Source organism: Brachyspira aalborgi, assembly GCF_008016455.1.
GTDB classification, from domain to species: Bacteria; Spirochaetota; Brachyspiria; order Brachyspirales; family Brachyspiraceae; genus Brachyspira; species Brachyspira aalborgi.
This window is the reverse complement of the sequence record NZ_SAXU01000001.1, coordinates 1,126,487-1,144,174: the sequence shown is the minus strand read 5'-3', so window position 1 is coordinate 1,144,174 and position 17,688 is coordinate 1,126,487. Positions and strand designations below refer to the sequence as shown.

The window sequence follows — 17,688 nt, the reverse complement described above, 5'->3', positions numbered from 1 at the left end:
ATTAATTAATTCAAAGCTATATCTAAAATCATCATAATAGCAAAACCGAATATAAATCCAAAAACTCCAAAATGATTATGTTCTTCGGCAACCGCTTCGGGAACAAGTTCTTCTATAACGACATAAATCATAGCGCCTGCAGAAAAAGATAAAGCCGCAGGTAAAATTAAAGTTAATTTTGTGACGGTTAATGCTCCGATTACGGCGGCAATAGGTTCTACCAAACCCGATAAAGAGCCTAAAGCGAAAGATTTTAATTTTGAAACGCCCGTAGTTTTTAATGGCAAAGAAACCGCAGCGCCTTCGGGCAAATTTTGCAAACCTATACCTAAAGTAAGAGCCATTGCAGAAGCTAAAGTTATTCCGCTTTGTCCTATAGAAAAAGCTCCAAAAGTAACTCCGACAGCCAAGCCTTCGGGAATATTATGCAATGTTATAGCAAGAAATAATAATACGCTTTTTGATAATTGAATTTTAGGACCTTCTTTTTCTTCATGCCCATTAACAATATGCATATGCGGTAATACTTTATCCAATATCCATATAAAAAAACTTCCGAATAAAAATCCTAAAACGGGAATAATCCATTTAGGCAAATCCATTTTTGAAGATAATTCTATCGAAGGAGCAAGCAGAGACCAAAAACTTGCGGCAGTCATTACGCCCGCTGCAAATCCATACATAGTAGCCAAAACTTTTGGTTTAATTTCAGAGAAAAAAATAAATACTAAAGCCGAACCTAAACTTGTAAAAGTCCAAGTTATAAGTCCGCCGAATAAAGCCAAAGCTATTGGAGAATCAAACATTTACTTTACCTTATCAATCAATTAAATTTTATAAATTACAATCATTATATTTTATTTTATTATTAGTTTCAATATAAAATTAATTTTTTACTATTTAATAATTTTATATTCTAAAAATATAATTAGGACACAAAAAAGTAAAATAAAATTTTGAATTAAAGAAATATATTTTTTGAAATTTATTATATTAAAGATATAAATAAATTTAAAAACTAATAATTATTTATTTTCCCTCTCTCTTAAAACGCGCATTAACTCTTCTACAAAAATTTTATCTCTAAACGCTATATGTTCCAAAAGCCAATCTTTTAAGTATTTTACCAATTTATTAGCGACAAAAGGCTGTCCTTCCTGATATCTACTTATTTGCTTTACCACTTCGTTATAAAAATCTTTATGCATAGTTTTATGATTTTCCGCATCCGAATAATTTATAATATCCATTATTTTCTCTTCCGTCTTAAAATGATAATCGGTATAATCGATGCATCTTTTCGCCGCTTTAATAAAAGCCTCATTTTTGTTTGATTTATTATCTATAGTCGATAAGTAAAGGTCGTTAATTATATTTACAAGTTCTCTATGCTGTTCGTCTATAATTTTATGCTTTGTATCGTATAGAGGACTCCATTCTATAAAAACGCCATCCTCTCTGCTTTCGTTTTCTGTCTCATTAGCATTATTCTTTCTCATAAATAAAATTCTCCATAAAGTGATATTAAAAAATTGTTCTCATACTAAATATAATAAAAATTTTAATATTTTCAACTATTTTTTATTTTTAAATATATAATCGCGAATTTTATAAAATATATCTGCTAATATCTCTATTCTCTTCTATATCTTTCATAGCTTCTTTTATGTTCTCGGATTTAATTTTAATAAACTCTCCTTTATGTTCGTCCGCCGTAAATGAAATATCTTCAAAAACTTTTTCCATTATCGTGTAAAGTCTTCGCGCTCCTATATTTTCAACATTTGTATTTATACTATAAGCCAAATCCGAAATACTATCTAAAGCCTCTTCTTCAAACTCTATAGAAACTCCTTCGGTTTTCAATAATTCTTGATATTGTTTAGTTATGGCGTTTTTTGGATTAACTAAAATATCTTTAAAATCTTCCTTTGATAAAGCTTTTAATTCCACTCTTATCGGAAATCTTCCTTGAAGTTCGGGAATCAAATCCGAAGGTTTATTTGTATGAAAAGCTCCAGCCGCAATAAATAAAATATGGTCGGTTTTCACGGGTCCGTATTTCGTATTTACCGTTGTTCCTTCGACTATAGGAAGCAAATCTCTTTGAACTCCATGACGCGCCACATCCGCATGGTCGCTCTTGTTTCCGCTCGCTATTTTGTCTATTTCATCTAAAAATATTATCCCCATATTTTCAGTTAAACTCAAAGCGTCAGAAGTTACTTTTTCCATATCGATAAGAGATTCCGAAGCCTCGCTTATTAAATATTTTTTAGCTTCTTTAACTCTTAATCTTTTATTTTTCTTATTAACGGGCATAATGCTTCCAACCATAGATTGAATCATATCGTTTTCTTCAAAACCCATTCCTGGAATTATTCCAAACATTCTATTTTGATTGCTATTAACTTTTATCTCGACATAAGTTTCGTCAAAATCTCCGTTGGCGATTCTAATTTTCATCTGCTCTTTTGCTTTCTTCTTTTTTTCCGCTTCGTTTTCGGACAAATATTTATCGTCTTCTTTATCGGAGTTTAAAAGAAGTTTCACTAATCTATCCAAAGCGTTATTCGTTGCCTCTTTTTCAACTTCTTTCATCATAGCCGATTTTAAATCAAATATAGCCGCATTAACCAAATCTCTAACCATGCTTTCAACATCCCGTCCAACATAGCCGACTTCCGTATATTTTGTAGCCTCAACTTTAATGAAAGGCGCTTTTACAAGTTTTGCAAGTCTCCTTGCAATTTCAGTTTTTCCGACTCCCGTAGGTCCTATTAATATTATATTTTTAGGCGCGACTTCGTCTTTTAATTCGTCAGGCAAATGTCTTCTTCTGTATCTGTTTCTTAAAGCTATGGCAACCGACCTTTTAGCTTCGGTTTGTCCTATTATATATTGGTCTAAAGCCTCGACAATTTTTCTAGGCGTAAGTTCGCTTTCCAATTTTGCGTCAAATGACATTATTCTATAACCTCCAAAGAAATATTACTATTAGTGTATATGCATATATTAGAAGCTATTTCAAGCGATTTTTTAGCTATAATATCTGCAGGCAAATCCGTATTTTCCGTAAGCGCTATAGCCGCCGCTTTTGCATATTGTCCGCCGCTTCCAATAGCGAGTATATTATTATCGCTTTCTATAACATCTCCGTTTCCAGAAATTAAAAGCATTCTATCTTTGCTTGCCACTATTATTAAAGCCTGAAGATTTCTAAGCATTTTATCTGTTCTCCATTCTCTTGCAAGCTCTACCGCCGCTCTTGTCAAATCGCCCGAATATTCTTCAAGTCTTTTTTCAAATTTTTCAAATAAAGTGAAAGCGTCCGCAGTAGAACCAGCAAAACCCGACACTATTTTTCCGCCGAATAGTCTTCTTAATTTTACGGCATTTGGTTTCATAACGGTTTCACCGAGCGTAACTTGTCCGTCTCCAGCTATGGCAGTAATTCCGTTTCTACTTACCGCGCAAATAGTAGTGCCTTTAAACATATACCAACCTCTATTAATATTAATTCAAAAATAATTTATATATTGTATTATATAGCTTTAATTAATGCAAATTTATATTAATTGACATATTATTTAATTGATAGAATTATTTTTATAAATAATAGTTTTTTAATGAAAAGTAAAGTCAAATATATTGCAAAATTATATTTTATGAATAAATATTTAAATTTTAAAATAATAATTTTTATATTTTTTGCTTATCAATATTATCTAATCTTGGTTTATAAATATTCTTATATAAATAATCTGTAATTTTATCATGCTCTTCTTTATCTTTAATTTTTCTTGTTGTCATTATTTTCATTTTTATCGTTCCCTCTTCTTTTTTTTCATTTATACAAGCCATATTATAATCGTAATCGGCAAGTATAAAACCAAAACGCAAATACCAATCTATACGCTTTTTGGCAATTTCATTTAAATCATAAGGTTCTACTTCTATAACGATTAATTTATCTTTTAACGATTCTAAAATTTGAGTTAAAATTTTTGAGCCGTAATTTTTTCCTCTGAATTTTTTATCTATCGCTAAATATTCTATATAATTAAAATCTAAAAATTCCCAAATCGTAGTAATTCCAACAGGAATATCGCCGTCCAATATCGCATAAAATTTATTATTGTTATTATTTAAAATTGCATTGAAATCCCATCTTTCTTCTATAGGAAAAGCTTCATTATATAAATTTTGAGCAAAATCTTTATATTCCAAATTATCTTTAATCTCTAAAAAATTTATCATAAAATCCTCTAATAATTTAATTTTATTATATTCGATTTTTTAATTTAAGTAAATACAAAATCTTAATTCTAAATAAAAATTTGATTTATAAAAAATAATCTATTTAAACTTTTCATTTGACAAAAATTTAAAATATTATATAATTATTTTAATTGTTAATTAATTTAAGCGATTATCAAATAGAAAATATAATCAAAAAGAGGAAAATTTATGTTATTGTTAAAAACATTTTTATCAACATTATTTTTTAATGATTATAAATTTCCCCAGAAAATTTCATTATAATAAACCGTGAGTTTATTCAAAACATTAGCCTATAATTAATCAATCATTAATTATAAAAAATTAATTTATTTACATTTTATTTTAAGGATAGCATTATGAGTTATAATCATAGCAAAAGTATATTTTTGGGCGATATTCCCATCGGCAAATCGTTTTTCTTTAGGATTGAAAACGCTCTTTTAGTTTCTAAAAAGGACGATATTATAGAGATAATTTCGTTTTACAATAATCTTGAAAACGATTTAAAATCCTACTGCATATTTAAAGGCGAAATATTTTTAGATAAGAAAAATAATAAAGAATTATATAGCTACTATATAAAGAAAAAGTCGAACGATAATTTTCCAAAATTTGAAGCTGATATTAATCGTTTAGAAAGCAATCCTCCGTTAAATATAGGACTCGCTCCAAGAAATAGTTTGCCTGAAGAAGGCTCTCCAAATTACGGTTTTGACTTGCATTATAAAGAGGATTTATGGAATAATAATATTTCAAAACTTTACGAAGAAAGCAAAAAAACTCAATGGAATACTTCTGTCGATATAGATTGGGATAATATACCGAATTACGATAAAGATATGGAATTTGCTATAGCTCAAATTATGACATATTTAACAGAAAACGAATTTTCAGCTTTATATGTGCCAAGTAAATTTATAGCAAAAGTTAGTCCGTATTTTTACGAGATTCCCGTATTTTTATCTTCTCTAATTAATGACGAAGCGAGACATATAGAAGCGTTTATTAAAAGAGCGAATATAAACGGCATGGGAGTTCAATATTCTTCGATTATTACTCAAAATTCTTTATATACTTTATACGCCGAAAGTAATTATATAAAATCGAGCTTTTTGTTGCATGTAATGGGAGAAGGAACTTTTTTGGATTTACTGAGTTTTTTAGAAAAATATACAAAAGACGAACCGACTCAAAAATTATTAAGATTGGTTAGAATAGACGAAACTCGACATGTTAGATACGGAACGAATCATATTAAAGAAATATTAAAACATAATCCTAATAAAGTGAATATTTTAAAAGAAGCGGTATTTAAAAGAAAAGAATATTTGGACGAATTAAACGGAGAATCGACTTTATTAATAGAATCTATGGCTTTTCTTGCGGGCGGCGGAACTTCTTATAATCAGTATAAAAACGGAATGGAACTTGTAAGCGAACTTAAAAATCAAATGCATGAAAATAGAGTTCAAAGACTAACAGAAATAGGAATAGACGAAGACTTGGCGGTGGATATATCGAAAAAACATACGCCTAATTTTATGTGATATATAAATAAAAATTTATATATAAAAAATATTAAAATACTTTAAGGAGAACAAAAATGAGTAAAATTTTTGAAGATGCAATTAAATTTGCAGAACAGCATGTTAAACCTTATACGGAAGAGGTTGACAAAAACGGAAGATTTCCGAAAGAAGCCTATAACGAATTAAGAAAACAAGGCTATATGGGGCTTATAGTTCCAAAAGAATACGGAGGAATGGGCGGAGGAGCTAAAGAGCATGCCGAAGTAGTTCATGCATTGGCTAATTACTGCGCTACAACGGGATTATGTTATATGATGCATAACGCTGGAACTAAATGCTTAATTGATTACGGAACTGAAGAACAGAAAAAAGAATTCTTGCCTAAAATTGCGAAAGGAGAAGTTGCAATAGCTTTGGCATATAGCGAAAGCGGAAGCGGAACGCATTTTGGAAGTCCCGATATGACGGAAACTAAATCTGGAAGTAGAATAATATTAAACGGAAGAAAGAGTTTCGTTACAAGCGCATTATTTGCCGACTATTATTTAACTCTTACCAATTCTTGCGAAAATAAGGGAACATTAAATAATTGGCTCGTTCATAATAATTCAAAAGGAATTACCCATGAAGAAAATAAATGGGACGGTTTAGGAATGAGAGGAAATGCGTCTATGCCCGTAGCTTACGATAATGTGGAACTTGATATTTCTTATAGAATAGGCAAAGAAGGAGACGGAGAAAATCAATGCGGAAGCGTTTTACCTTATTTCGTTGTCGGTTTGGGAGCGGTTTATAGCGGACTTGCAAGAAACGCTTATAATTGCATTTTAGATTATACAAAAAATAGAAAATATACAAGCGGACAATCTTTAGCCGATATTGAAATGGTGCAAGTAAATTTAGCCGAAATATATACAAAAATGCAATCTGCCGTAGCGTTTACATTTGCATCAGCCGAAAGCCTCGACAATAACGAAGCCGATTCTGGATTAAAAATATTTGCTTGCAGAATAAACTCTATTGAAATAGCGGTAGAAGTTTGTCAGAAAGCCATGAAATTGGGCGGAGGAAACGCTTATGCAAAAAGGCTTCCGTTAGAAAGATATATGAGAGACGCTTTGGCTGCGCCCGTTATGGCTCCTGGTATCGATGTATTAAAAACATGGCTTGGAAAGGCTATAGTTTCTTAATTTAAAATAGTAAATTTGATTTTAAAAAAAGGAGATAAAATGAAAACTATATTATTAGGCGCGGTAGCTTATGACCCTAAAGTGGTTGGAATTTGGGATATAATAAGAGATTATAGCAACGAATACGGATGCAAGCTCGATTATGTTTTATTTTCAAATTATGAAAGGCAAGTAGATTCTTTATTAAAAGGACATATAGATATAGCTTGGAATACAAATGTCGCTTGGATAAGAACATTATACGCGACAGACAATAAAGCTAAAGCTATAGCTATGAGAGATACCGATTTACATTGGTCTACAAAATTTGTAGTTAAAAAAGATAGCAAAATAAAAAATATTGAAGATTTGAAAGGCAAAAAACTTGGAGTTGGAAGCGCCGATTCTTCTCAAGCTAATATAATGGCTATTTATTATCTAAATAAAAACGGATTAAAAATTAAAGAATCCGATATTAATAATTTAGAAATAGATAACGAAAGCGTAAACATTATAAGATATAATTCCGATTTGGGAAAACATGGAGATACAGGCAGAAGCGAATGGGATGTATTGGAAGGCTTAAAAAATGGTTCTTTGGATGCGGGAACTATAGGCTCTAATACTTGGATAAGAATTTTGGAAGAAGGATTATATCCTGACGGAGATTTAATCTCTTTTTACACAAGCCCCGATTTTTGTCATTGCAACTTCACGGTTATGCCAAATATCGATTCTGAAATATCGGATAATTTTGTTAAAATGCTTATGTCTCAAAAAAAGGAAAATCCTATTATAAAAAAAATGATGGCTATGGAAGGCTTGAACGAGTGGATAATTACGGGCGAGAAAGAGCTTAAAGGATACGACACTTTATACGAGGCTATGAGAGAACAAAAATTATTATAATTTTAATTTTTTATTTTAAAAAAGCGGGTTCTATTAATAGGACTCGCTTTACTATTTTTACAAACATTTTATAATACATTCTTTTTTGATTTGCCAAAGCACAACTTGAACTTTGCCTATTTTATCAATATTTACAATTTTAATATCTTTATGATGCATAAAAAGAAATCTACAAGCAATATATTTACTAATATTTTTCAATTCTTTTAAATAAAACATTTTTATACTATTTCGTCAAAACCGTTATTTTGCCTATAGATTTTATTATATCGTTAAAAAACAAAATTTTAACCATTTTATTTTATTCTTAAAATATTATATAATATATCAAAAAAAGGAGATGTAAAATGATAAATGTAAAATTAAACAATGGAATCGAAATGCCGATTTTAGGACTTGGAATATATAAAATAACCGATAAAAAAGAATTGTATAACGCCGTAAAATGGGCTATAGATTCGGGATATAGAAAATTTGACACGGCTCAATTCTATGATAACGAAAGAGAGCTTGGAGAAGCTATAAGAAAAACTGGAATCGATAGAGAGAAAGTTTTTATAACTACTAAAATATGGAATACAAATCAAGGATATAAATCTACTAGAGAATCTTTTGAAGAGAGTCTAAAAAAATTAAATATGGATTATGTCGATTTGCTTTTAATTCATTGGCCAGGACAGAAAAAAGAAAGATATTTAGACACTTGGCGAGCTTTAGAAAATATATATCAAATCAAAAAAGCGAGAGCAATCGGAGTGAGCAATTTTGAAATAAAACATTTAAACGATATATTTGCTAATTGCGTAATCGCTCCCGTAATCAATCAAATAGAAAGGCATCCGAACTTAAACAGAAAAGAATTAATAGAGTTTTGCAAAAGCCATAATATGAATATCGAAGCTTGGTCGCCTCTTGCAAGAGGAAAACTCATAGATAATAAAACATTGGAAAGTATAGCCGAAAAATATAATAAAACGGTAGCTCAAATAATATTAAGATGGAATATAGAAAATAAAATAGTGGTAATTCCAAAATCTATTACAAAAGAAAGAATAGAAGAAAATATAGATATATTCGATTTTAGTTTGGAAGAGGAAGATATAAAAAAAATAGACTCTATGAATAATAATAAAAGAACGGGATTTGACCCTATGGAGTTTGATTTTTAATTTTTTATGCGTTTATTATTTTGTATTATAAGAAAGTCAAAATTTATACTTACTTTCTTTATATCAACGATAGGCTAAAAGCCCGCAGAGTAAAACGGATAGAAGTCAAAAAAATACGCTTTTAATAAAATTCATTAAAAATTATTTCTATTATTTTATTATACTGCTCTTTATTTATAATTCGCTTCTTGCTTTATCTATTAAAGTATTTGTATATTCTGGGTATTTATTTTTAAGAACTTTAAAACTATCGACAATTCTTGCAAATTCCTCGAAAGTTATATTATAAAGTTTGGCAATCAAAATATCGTTTCTTATTTGAATCATATTATAATCTTTATCGTTTTTAGGAATTTCAACGCTCGTTTTATAAAGAGATTTCAATTCTTTATTATTATATAAATTTAAAACAAAAGCATTTTCAATTATTTCGTTATAAGGATTTTTCTTTAATTCTTCTTCCGATGCATGTATCAAAGGAATTTTCATTAAATATATTTTATTAACCGCCATGTCTACATATAAACGAATTATATAATCTATAATAACGCTATTGAAAATCGCATTAACCCACAAAAGCCTTTCAAAAGGAATTTTCTTTATTTTTATATCTTTATTTTCCAAATAATATTTTTTTGAATAAGACAAATATAAAGAATTTCCCGCCGTAGAGTTTGGCGGAAGAATTGCGCTTATTAAAGTTCTTTCATTAGTATTGCTCGCTACTCCTCTAAAAGCCAATCTTGGAAAATTATAATCATAAACTATATATTTTTCCAAATCCTCTCTTTTATCGAAATTAAAATATTCCAAAATTGTAGCTTCTTTGCTTTTATTGTTTCGTTTCAAATTATTTATATTTTTTTCTTCGTAAATATTTTGTATCATTCTATAAATTTCTTTTGAAAGAATTCTTTTCTTAAGCTCGTTTTCGTCCACAAAATATTGAGGCTTTTCAAAAGAAGAATTGAATTGATTAATCATTCTGCCTTGATAAAGAAACATTTCGTTATTATTTCTATCTTCCAAAAATATATCTTTATCAATAGTTAAATGAAGTTCATTGTAAAAATCTATATAATTTGTGTCGATAATTTTTCCAACCGAATAAGTTTTTTGCAATATTTTCAAATCGTTTTTGTCTCTAATTTCGGGAATCATATAAGAGTCGTAAAATAAATTTCTTGAAAAATTGAGCGAATAAAATATATCTTTTATTTTTTCGTTATAAAGTCTGTCGGTTTCAAGCTCCATAAAAAAGCAAGGCAATTTGTCAAAATCTGCTTTTGATTTGTCGGGATTTAATTTTTGCAAACTCCAAATCGCGAATTTATATCTCGAATCCACATCTCTAAAAATTTTATTTCTATTTTCAAATTGATAAAAATATTTAAATTTAATATTGTCAAAAATATATTTCCTCAAATTAATCGAGCCTTCCTCGTAACTCCAAGTAGAAGGAGTTATATAAATCAAAGAACCTTTTTGCGAAAGTAAATTTATATTTCTTTCCATAAAAAGTTTATATAAATTCGTATCGCCCGCTCCTTCGTTTAGCGGATAATATTTATTATAATATGACGACAATGTATTTATATAAATTCCCGTATTCAAATATTCTTCTTTAATTTCTTTAGAGTATTTAAGCAAATTATCTTGAGTAGCTTTTTTCTCGCTATTTTTCATCGTTCTATAATTGCTTCTATATTTTGAGAAAAAATCTTTATCGTCCAATTTTACTTTATCCCAAGGCGGATTTCCTATAATAATATCGAAACCGTAATTATAACTTTCTGGAAATTCAATATCGTAATGAAAAAATTTATATTTATTTTTTATTCTTCCGACTTCTAATAAAGCGTCTTCATTCTCTAAGTCGATATAATTTTCAATATTTGTAAAAATTCCGTAAGTATCCAAACTTAAAATTTCCGTTTCTTTTTTCTTTTTGAGAGATGCCGATAATTTTTTATATGTTATTAAATCTAGTATTTGAGACAATCTTTTTTGTTTTGGATATATTTCTTCAGAGTATATTTTTTTAGAGTTTTCAATTTCTTCCGTTGTGCTATCTGGTAAAGATGATAATTTTTCGGATATATTTTTCAAGTCGTCAAATATTTCTTTAAAATTTGTTTTAAAAAATTCGTCCGATTTTTCGCTTTCGCTGAATATTTTATTTCCTTCCTCTATCGAAGAGCCGATTAATGAATTGCCTTCTTTAATGTGATGTTCTATAAAACTTAAAGGAGTTCCAAATATAAAAGTTTTAAGCCACAAACTTAAACGGGTAAGTTCTACCGAAAAATAATTTATATCTACTCCGTATATTATTTTCTTTAATAAAATTCTTTTTAATATTTGAAGTTCGTCTATTTCCAAATCGTCTAAATTGTATTTTTTCAAATTCTCTTTAATTTTATCTTTTTCTTTAATTATAAAATCGTATAAATAATAAAAATCTCCCTCTTTTTTCTCTCCGTTAAATATTCTCGAATAAATGTTTTCCGTTAAAGCGTCCAAAAAATCCACTAAAAAATGTCCGCTTCCGCAAGCGTTATCTAAAACTTTTAAAGAAAGTATATTTTCCTTGTATTTTTTCTCATTTAAAATAATATTAACGGCGTCTTTTACCATAAAATTTGAAATTGAAGCTGGAGTATAATAACTTGCGCTCATTTTTCTTTCGTTTGAATTATTAACCAAATAAATAGAATTAGGCTCTATTTCTTTTTCAATATCTATTTTTATATTTTTATTCTTTTTCATTAATTGATAATCGTGAATATCATAATAACCGTTTTTTGATTTATTCGTATCGTCTCTATATTCCAAATAATATGTTTTATCGTTTCCCGCTTTTCTAAAATTATATTGCAATAAGCCTTCGTAAATATTTCCAATATGAGTAACCGACATAATCGCAAAATTTCTAATATTTATTTTGTTCTTATCATCTCTTATTTGCAAAAGTTCTTTTAAAATATCAAATACCTCCTCGTTAGTAAATAATTTTTCATTATGAAGCAAAGGAGCTTTATTCTTTTCAAATAATCCGCCATTTAAAAGAGGAATATTAAAAGGAACGCTTCCTTCGTCTAAAATATTAAATAAATCGCATAGTTCTTTATAAGCGTTTAATTTAGGATTAACTTTTGCTCCGCTAAAATGTTTTTCTAAATTTTTATACAATGTAAACAACGCTTTAATTTTATAATTGTCATGTTCATAAAATAATTGACTTTCGTATTTAGTTTCAAAATAGGATATGAATAATAATCTATAAGCCATAATTATTGATTGATTAAACAACTCGTTTAGACTTCTATCGTTATAATTTCTATATAAAATCTGTCCTATTTTTTCTATAATGGAATTGTCGCCATATATTATATTTTTTAAATCTTCTTCTATTTCATTTATCGCCATTTCGTTTATGATGCTTATTTTATCCGCTTTGCTTTCAATTTCTTTTTCTTCGGCTATAAAATACTTTTTTCTAAAAATATAGTAAAAATATTGAAAAAATTCGTAATCGTCATTTTTAATAATATCTTCCAAATCTATAGAAAAGAATATTTTTTCTGACTTTTTATCTTTCAAATCATATAATCTCCATTCTTTGCCGTTTGACAATATTCCGTATCGAACGCCTATAAACATATTATAACGAACAAGTTGCATATGCGGAGATTGCGCTATTGTTTTTGTGTCAAGCTCTCTTGCCCATTCTTTAGCCTCGAATATTAATAATATATCTTTATAATCTTTCTTATCGATATAATTCTTTTTTGCTTTTTCGTTTGGAAATAAAATATAATCGGGTTTTAATTGTTGTCCGAATATTGTAATTTTTTCTTGAGTTAAATATTTATATTCAAATATATCGTTTAATATAGGTTTTATAAAATTTTCTTCTAATTGGCTTTCGTTTAACTTTTCTAAATTATTTTTATAATAAAGATTTTTTATATAATCAAAAGCAGTTTGGCAATTTTTATCATCGTCAAAATACTTTTTTAAATCCACTCTTAAAACTCTGTCGGAAAAATAATTATTCTTAATATATTTCATTTGTAAACCTCTAATTATTATTATACACTATATATAATTTTTTTATATAATCAATTATGAATTATCTTTTAACCATATTTGAAATTTTATAGTTTATATTTTATAATTAATAATCAAACTTTATTGAATAATAAAATAATATGAGAAATAAAATAATCAGAAGAAAAGACACGATTTTTGCAATAATAGTTTCGTTAATTTTGCATATATTTGTTTTTAGTTTTATAAATACTTCTATTATGAAATCGGTTTTTGCCTATGACAGAGCCGAAGAATTGGAAGAAAATATAAAAAAAGACGATTATATGTTTTTAGTCGAAACGCCCGATATTGAAGAAGAAGAAAAAAACGAAGAGGATACTCTTTTTGCTTCCGACAAATCTTTAAGGTCGAGAGGACAGATAAATGTTAATCCTTCAAAAACTTTTTCAGACACTTCTGTATTTTCATTTTTCGGAGACGGAGCAAATAGTCCGATAGTCGAAAGAAGAGAAAATATATCTCCAAATAATAACGATAATAATATAAAAAGAAACGAATTAGGCGAAAATATAAGCAGAGAAAAAGTTGAAACTTATAAACCTAAAAATCCTGGAATTAAAGGAAATACAAAAATTCCCGCTTCTTTTGAAGACGGAGCGGACAGAGCGGTTGTTCTTTCGAGCCAAACGGGAGGCATTCAATTAGGAACGAAGGCTCAAGAATATTTTTGGTATTTTTATTCTTTAGTAGGTTCAATAAGAGATTCTTGGTATTTAACGATTCCAAATCAAGCGCATTATTTAGGACTTTTGAGAACGGACGAAGTTGAAGTTTTAATTTCAATAGACGAAGACGGAAATATTTTATTTGAAAAGTTTTTAAAGAAATCTCAAATTGGACAAGGCAGTTTAGATAATTCCTGTTCAAAAGCGATAGAATACGCTAAAAAATTAAAACCGCCACCTCAAGGCTTACTTAGAGATTATGCGGAAAACGGGAAGGTGTATATACCGTTTAAGTTTATATATCAGAATTTTAGCATGGATTAATTTAAAATATTTTTAATAATCACAAACGCCATTATTTAAAATAATTTTTATAATAAAAATAATCTTATTGAAAAAATTTATATTTAAGTATATTCTTAAAATATTAATAATTTTGTAAAAAGGTTCAAATTATGAAAGCATGGAAAGGATTACTCAAAGAATATAAATCTTATTTACCGATAACCGATAAAACTCCGCTTATAAGTTTAAATGAAGGAAATACGCCTTTAATAAAAGCCGAAAAAATAGGAAAAAAACTTGGAGGAATAGAATTATATTTTAAATATGATGGATTAAATCCAACAGGTTCTTTTAAGGATAGAGGAATGGTAATGGCAGTAGCTAAAGCTTTGGAAGAAGGCTCTAAAGCTATAATGTGCGCTTCTACAGGAAATACTTCGGCATCGGCAGCAGCATACGCCGCAAGGAGCAATATTCAATGCATAGTTCTTATTCCCGATGGAAATATCGCTTTAGGAAAATTGGCGCAGGCTTTAATGTATGGCGCTAAAGTTATAGCGATAAACGGAAATTTTGACGAAGCGTTAAAATCGGTTATAGAGATTACGAATAATTATCCTATAACTCTCGTCAATTCCATTAATCCTTACAGACTTCAAGGACAAAAAACTTCAGCTTTTGAAATATGCGATATATTAGGAAAAGCTCCCGATTATTTGGCGATACCTGTTGGAAACGCGGGAAATATATCCGCTTATTGGATGGGTTTTAAAGAATATAAAGATAAAAATATAGTTTCTAATTTGCCTAAAATGATAGGTTTTGAAGCGGAAGGTTCTGCGGCAATCGTTAAAAATAAAATTATAGAAAATCCTCAAACTTTGGCTACAGCGATAAAAATAGGAAATCCTGCAAGTTGGAAATTAGCGGTTAATGCTGCAAACGAATCTAAAGGCTTTATAGATTCTGTAACGGACGATGAAATACTCGAAGCCTATTCTATGCTCGCAAAAGAGGAAGGAATATTTGCAGAACCAGCGTCCGCCGCGTCTTTGGCGGGAATAATTAAAACTTATAAAAATGGCAAATTAAAAAAAGGCGATATTATAGTTTCCGTTCTCACAGGCAACGGCTTGAAGGACCCCGATAACGCGATTAAAATATCAAACGCTCCGATAAAAGTTGAAAATAATATTGAAGAGATAAGAAAAGTTATAGGATTATAAAATGGATAAAATTAAATTATTAATAGAAAAATCAAAAAAGCTATTTAAAGAAGATAAAGCTATTGTGCATCTTGTTAACGATGAAAAGCAGAATAAATTTTTAAATGATTTAAAAAATTATCCTCATGCATTTGTTTTAGCTTGTTTAATGGATAGGCAAATAAAAGCCGAACGCGCTTGGGCTATACCTTATAAAATTTATAAAACACTTAATACTTTTGATATATATAAACTTGAAAAGCAAGGTTGTAAATATTATAAAGATTTATTTAATAATAATGAAGAATTATTTGATAAAAAGAAATTTCATAGATTTAACGATAAATTTTCGGAAATTTTTTATAATGGAGTTCGCCATATCATTAATAAATACGAAGGGAAAGCGGATAAAATATGGAATGATAATCCAAGTAGCGCAACAATAGTTTATAGATTTTTAGAATTTGACGGATGCGGTATAAAAATAGCGACTATGGCTGCCAATATTTTAGCTAGGCAATTCAAAATACCTATGTTAGATTATTATTGTATAGATATATCTCCAGATGTCCATATTAGACGAGTTTTATATAGACTTGGTTTTGTTGAAAAAGAGGCAAGCCCTGATATGGTAATATACAAGGCGAGAGAGCTAAATCCAGAATTCCCAGGATTAATAGATTTTGTATGTTGGGAAATAGGAAGAAATTATTGCAGACCTAAATTTAAAGATTGTGAATGCAAAAAATGTGATATGAATGAAGCTTGTTCTAAAAATGAGTAATATTATAAATAATGATTTAAGGAAAATAATTATTATGAATAAAACTAAAATCGTTCAAGTAGGAAATATTTTAATAGGCGGCGGAAATCCTATAACCGTTCAATCTATGACGAATACAGATACAAGAGATATAAAATCAACAGTTAGACAATTAAAATCTCTTGAAGATGCGGGAGTCGATATTGTCAGGCTTGCCGTTTTGGATATGGACGCTGCAAAATCTATAAAAGAAATAAAATCGCAAACTAAAATTCCATTGATAGCCGATATTCATTTTGATTATAGACTCGCTTTAGAAAGTATAAAAAATGGAATTGACGCTTTAAGATTAAATCCTGGAAATATTAAAGATAAAGAAAAAGTTAAAGAAGTTATTAAAGAAGCAAAAGCAAGAGATTTGACAATAAGAGTCGGAGTTAATGGCGGAAGTTTGGACAGAGCGATTTATAAAGAAGTAAGCCCAGAAAATATGGTTAAAAGCGCGGGAGAACATATAAAATTAATGGAAGATTTAAATTTTACAAATATAAAAGTTTCTTTAAAATCTTCGGATATAAAAACTACGATAGACGCGAATATTTTATTTAGAAAAAAATACGATTATCCGATTCATTTGGGGGTGACGGAAGCGGGAACTTTAAGAAGCTCGCTCATAAAAAGCACAAGCGCGCTATCCTATCTCATAATGAACGGAATCGGAGACACAATAAGATATTCTATAACGGGCGACCCTGTGGAAGAAGTTATGGCGGGAAAAATGCTTTTAAAATTTTTAGGTTTAAGAAAAGAGCCTTCGATAGAAATAATCTCATGTCCGACTTGCGGAAGATGTCAAGTTGAAGTTGAAGAAGTTGCAAGCTATATTGAAAAGCATGTTCAAAATATTAAAAAAAATATTACAATAGCGATTATGGGCTGCGTTGTAAACGGACCTGGCGAGGCGAGGCATGCGGATTTTGGAGTCGCGGGAACGGGAGATGGAAATTTTATTTATTTTGAAAAAGAAAACGAACCGATTAAAATATCAAAAGAAAATATAATAAATTTCATAACAAAAAAAATAGAAGAATTTTAATATTTTATAATATTCTTTAATTCTTTATTTATTAAGAATATTAAAAAAAAATATTTTAAATTTAAAATTTTAAAATCCTTGATAAATAATATTTCCGCTTTCGGTTATTCTTATAACTTTTCTGTCGGAAAATCTTATTTTATAAGCGCCCGATTTTTTCTCTATATCGACTATTTTTGAATTAGCCAAAAAAGAATTTATTGAATTTATCACGGCTTCAGGCAATACTTTTTCTGGAACATAATTATAATAGCCGTCTATTTTTATCCAATTTCCATCCGCAGTAAAAGATATTTTAGCATTGTTTACAAGTTTTACCGTATATATACCTTTATCCATTTTTATTTCTTCCGCTGGAATTTGCGGATAAACCCACTCGATAAATTCTTGAGCGTTTTTAGGCAAAGCGGTTAAAGAAATCGGAACTACGGTTTTGGAATATATTACAGCCGAAATAAATAATAATATAAATATAATTTTATTTTTCATTTTAATATC

Annotated in this window: 16 protein-coding genes; 8 read left to right on the top strand and 8 right to left on the bottom strand. The window is 28.8% G+C overall.

The genetic code is table 11. The features are described 5' to 3' along the window. Positions 1–5: 5 nt before the first annotated feature. The 5 genes from EPJ79_RS05110 to EPJ79_RS05090 all read right to left on the bottom strand — a co-directional run bounded on the left by EPJ79_RS05110 (position 6) and on the right by EPJ79_RS05090 (position 4,260). Positions 6–806 carry a ZIP family metal transporter gene (locus tag EPJ79_RS05110; protein ID WP_147738680.1) on the bottom strand — a complete coding sequence of 267 codons (801 nt, stop codon included), beginning with the start codon at positions 804–806 and terminating at the stop codon, positions 6–8. Between the two features lie 219 nt (positions 807–1,025). After that, positions 1,026–1,499 (bottom strand): bacteriohemerythrin, encoded by a 474-nt coding sequence (locus tag EPJ79_RS05105; protein WP_147560699.1) that lies wholly within the window; start codon positions 1,497–1,499, stop codon positions 1,026–1,028. Between the two features lie 109 nt (positions 1,500–1,608). Further along, on the bottom strand, positions 1,609–2,967 hold the full coding sequence (gene hslU / locus EPJ79_RS05100; RefSeq protein ID WP_147738679.1) for an ATP-dependent protease ATPase subunit HslU: 1,359 nt from the start codon (positions 2,965–2,967) through the stop codon (positions 1,609–1,611). Further along, on the bottom strand, positions 2,967–3,497 hold the full coding sequence (hslV, locus tag EPJ79_RS05095) for an ATP-dependent protease subunit HslV (protein ID WP_147531912.1): 531 nt from the start codon (positions 3,495–3,497) through the stop codon (positions 2,967–2,969). The genes hslU and hslV overlap by 1 nt, the downstream gene beginning before the upstream one ends. A gap of 205 nt (positions 3,498–3,702) precedes the next feature. Further along, entirely contained in the window at positions 3,703–4,260 is a 558-nt protein-coding gene (locus EPJ79_RS05090; RefSeq protein ID WP_147738678.1) for a GNAT family N-acetyltransferase, read from the bottom strand. A 380-nt stretch (positions 4,261–4,640) separates the two neighbouring features. Between EPJ79_RS05090 and EPJ79_RS05085 the strand changes: the two genes are divergently transcribed. Genes EPJ79_RS05085 through EPJ79_RS05075 form a run of 3 tightly spaced genes read left to right on the top strand, consistent with a single transcriptional unit; the run spans position 4,641 to position 7,891 of the window. Beyond that, positions 4,641–5,831: a ferritin-like domain-containing protein gene (locus EPJ79_RS05085; protein WP_147738677.1), complete on the top strand. Its 1,191-nt coding sequence runs from the start codon at positions 4,641–4,643 to the stop codon at positions 5,829–5,831. A 56-nt stretch (positions 5,832–5,887) separates the two neighbouring features. After that, positions 5,888–7,003 (top strand): acyl-CoA dehydrogenase family protein, encoded by a 1,116-nt coding sequence (locus EPJ79_RS05080; protein ID WP_147738676.1) that lies wholly within the window; start codon positions 5,888–5,890, stop codon positions 7,001–7,003. Positions 7,004–7,042: 39 nt separating this feature from the next. Next, a complete protein-coding gene (locus EPJ79_RS05075) occupies positions 7,043–7,891 on the top strand; it encodes a phosphate/phosphite/phosphonate ABC transporter substrate-binding protein (RefSeq protein ID WP_147738675.1) in 849 nt (282 codons plus the stop codon). A gap of 57 nt (positions 7,892–7,948) precedes the next feature. On the opposite strand, the gene EPJ79_RS11525 is transcribed toward EPJ79_RS05075, so the two are convergent. Further along, entirely contained in the window at positions 7,949–8,110 is a 162-nt protein-coding gene (locus tag EPJ79_RS11525; RefSeq protein WP_158634350.1) for a hypothetical protein, read from the bottom strand. Between the two features lie 128 nt (positions 8,111–8,238). On the opposite strand from EPJ79_RS11525, the gene EPJ79_RS05070 reads away from it, so the two are divergent. Further along, positions 8,239–9,060 carry an aldo/keto reductase gene (locus tag EPJ79_RS05070; RefSeq protein WP_147529791.1) on the top strand — a complete coding sequence of 274 codons (822 nt, stop codon included), beginning with the start codon at positions 8,239–8,241 and terminating at the stop codon, positions 9,058–9,060. Between the two features lie 174 nt (positions 9,061–9,234). Here the strand turns inward: EPJ79_RS05070 and EPJ79_RS05065 are convergent, their stop codons facing one another. Further along, on the bottom strand, positions 9,235–13,134 hold the full coding sequence (locus EPJ79_RS05065) for an Eco57I restriction-modification methylase domain-containing protein (protein WP_147738674.1): 3,900 nt from the start codon (positions 13,132–13,134) through the stop codon (positions 9,235–9,237). A 140-nt stretch (positions 13,135–13,274) separates the two neighbouring features. Between EPJ79_RS05065 and EPJ79_RS05060 the strand changes: the two genes are divergently transcribed. From EPJ79_RS05060 to ispG, 4 genes are all read left to right on the top strand, one after another. Continuing rightward, positions 13,275–14,165 carry a TonB C-terminal domain-containing protein gene (locus tag EPJ79_RS05060; RefSeq protein WP_147738673.1) on the top strand — a complete coding sequence of 297 codons (891 nt, stop codon included), beginning with the start codon at positions 13,275–13,277 and terminating at the stop codon, positions 14,163–14,165. Between the two features lie 131 nt (positions 14,166–14,296). Next, complete coding sequence (gene thrC / locus EPJ79_RS05055) at positions 14,297–15,352, top strand: threonine synthase (RefSeq protein WP_147738672.1); 1,056 nt, start codon at positions 14,297–14,299, stop codon at positions 15,350–15,352. A 1-nt stretch (position 15,353) separates the two neighbouring features. Beyond that, entirely contained in the window at positions 15,354–16,115 is a 762-nt protein-coding gene (locus tag EPJ79_RS05050; protein ID WP_147738671.1) for an iron-sulfur cluster loop, read from the top strand. After that, the gene (ispG, locus tag EPJ79_RS05045; RefSeq protein WP_147738670.1) at positions 16,108–17,190 is read left to right on the top strand and encodes a flavodoxin-dependent (E)-4-hydroxy-3-methylbut-2-enyl-diphosphate synthase; all 1,083 of its coding nucleotides are present in this window, start codon (positions 16,108–16,110) and stop codon (positions 17,188–17,190) included. Before EPJ79_RS05050 ends, ispG begins: the two co-directional genes overlap by 8 nt. A gap of 69 nt (positions 17,191–17,259) precedes the next feature. Here ispG and EPJ79_RS05040 read toward each other — a convergent pair whose 3' ends face one another. Continuing rightward, on the bottom strand, positions 17,260–17,679 hold the full coding sequence (locus tag EPJ79_RS05040; RefSeq protein ID WP_147717816.1) for a PepSY-like domain-containing protein: 420 nt from the start codon (positions 17,677–17,679) through the stop codon (positions 17,260–17,262). Positions 17,680–17,688 lie beyond the last annotated feature (9 nt).

What these genes read in the sequence shown, in the direction of transcription:
- EPJ79_RS05110 (WP_147738680.1), bottom strand. Translation starts at nt 806, where the DNA reads ATGTTTGATTCTCCAATAGCTTTGGCTTTATTCGGCGGACTTATAACT.
- EPJ79_RS05105 (WP_147560699.1), bottom strand. Translation starts at nt 1,499, where the DNA reads ATGAGAAAGAATAATGCTAATGAGACAGAAAACGAAAGCAGAGAGGAT.
- hslU (WP_147738679.1), bottom strand. Translation starts at nt 2,967, where the DNA reads ATGTCATTTGACGCAAAATTGGAAAGCGAACTTACGCCTAGAAAAATT.
- hslV (WP_147531912.1), bottom strand. Translation starts at nt 3,497, where the DNA reads ATGTTTAAAGGCACTACTATTTGCGCGGTAAGTAGAAACGGAATTACT.
- EPJ79_RS05090 (WP_147738678.1), bottom strand. Translation starts at nt 4,260, where the DNA reads ATGATAAATTTTTTAGAGATTAAAGATAATTTGGAATATAAAGATTTT.
- EPJ79_RS05085 (WP_147738677.1), top strand. Translation starts at nt 4,641, where the DNA reads ATGAGTTATAATCATAGCAAAAGTATATTTTTGGGCGATATTCCCATC.
- EPJ79_RS05080 (WP_147738676.1), top strand. Translation starts at nt 5,888, where the DNA reads ATGAGTAAAATTTTTGAAGATGCAATTAAATTTGCAGAACAGCATGTT.
- EPJ79_RS05075 (WP_147738675.1), top strand. Translation starts at nt 7,043, where the DNA reads ATGAAAACTATATTATTAGGCGCGGTAGCTTATGACCCTAAAGTGGTT.
- EPJ79_RS11525 (WP_158634350.1), bottom strand. Translation starts at nt 8,110, where the DNA reads ATGTTTTATTTAAAAGAATTGAAAAATATTAGTAAATATATTGCTTGT.
- EPJ79_RS05070 (WP_147529791.1), top strand. Translation starts at nt 8,239, where the DNA reads ATGATAAATGTAAAATTAAACAATGGAATCGAAATGCCGATTTTAGGA.
- EPJ79_RS05065 (WP_147738674.1), bottom strand. Translation starts at nt 13,134, where the DNA reads ATGAAATATATTAAGAATAATTATTTTTCCGACAGAGTTTTAAGAGTG.
- EPJ79_RS05060 (WP_147738673.1), top strand. Translation starts at nt 13,275, where the DNA reads ATGAGAAATAAAATAATCAGAAGAAAAGACACGATTTTTGCAATAATA.
- thrC (WP_147738672.1), top strand. Translation starts at nt 14,297, where the DNA reads ATGAAAGCATGGAAAGGATTACTCAAAGAATATAAATCTTATTTACCG.
- EPJ79_RS05050 (WP_147738671.1), top strand. Translation starts at nt 15,354, where the DNA reads ATGGATAAAATTAAATTATTAATAGAAAAATCAAAAAAGCTATTTAAA.
- ispG (WP_147738670.1), top strand. Translation starts at nt 16,108, where the DNA reads ATGAGTAATATTATAAATAATGATTTAAGGAAAATAATTATTATGAAT.
- EPJ79_RS05040 (WP_147717816.1), bottom strand. Translation starts at nt 17,679, where the DNA reads ATGAAAAATAAAATTATATTTATATTATTATTTATTTCGGCTGTAATA.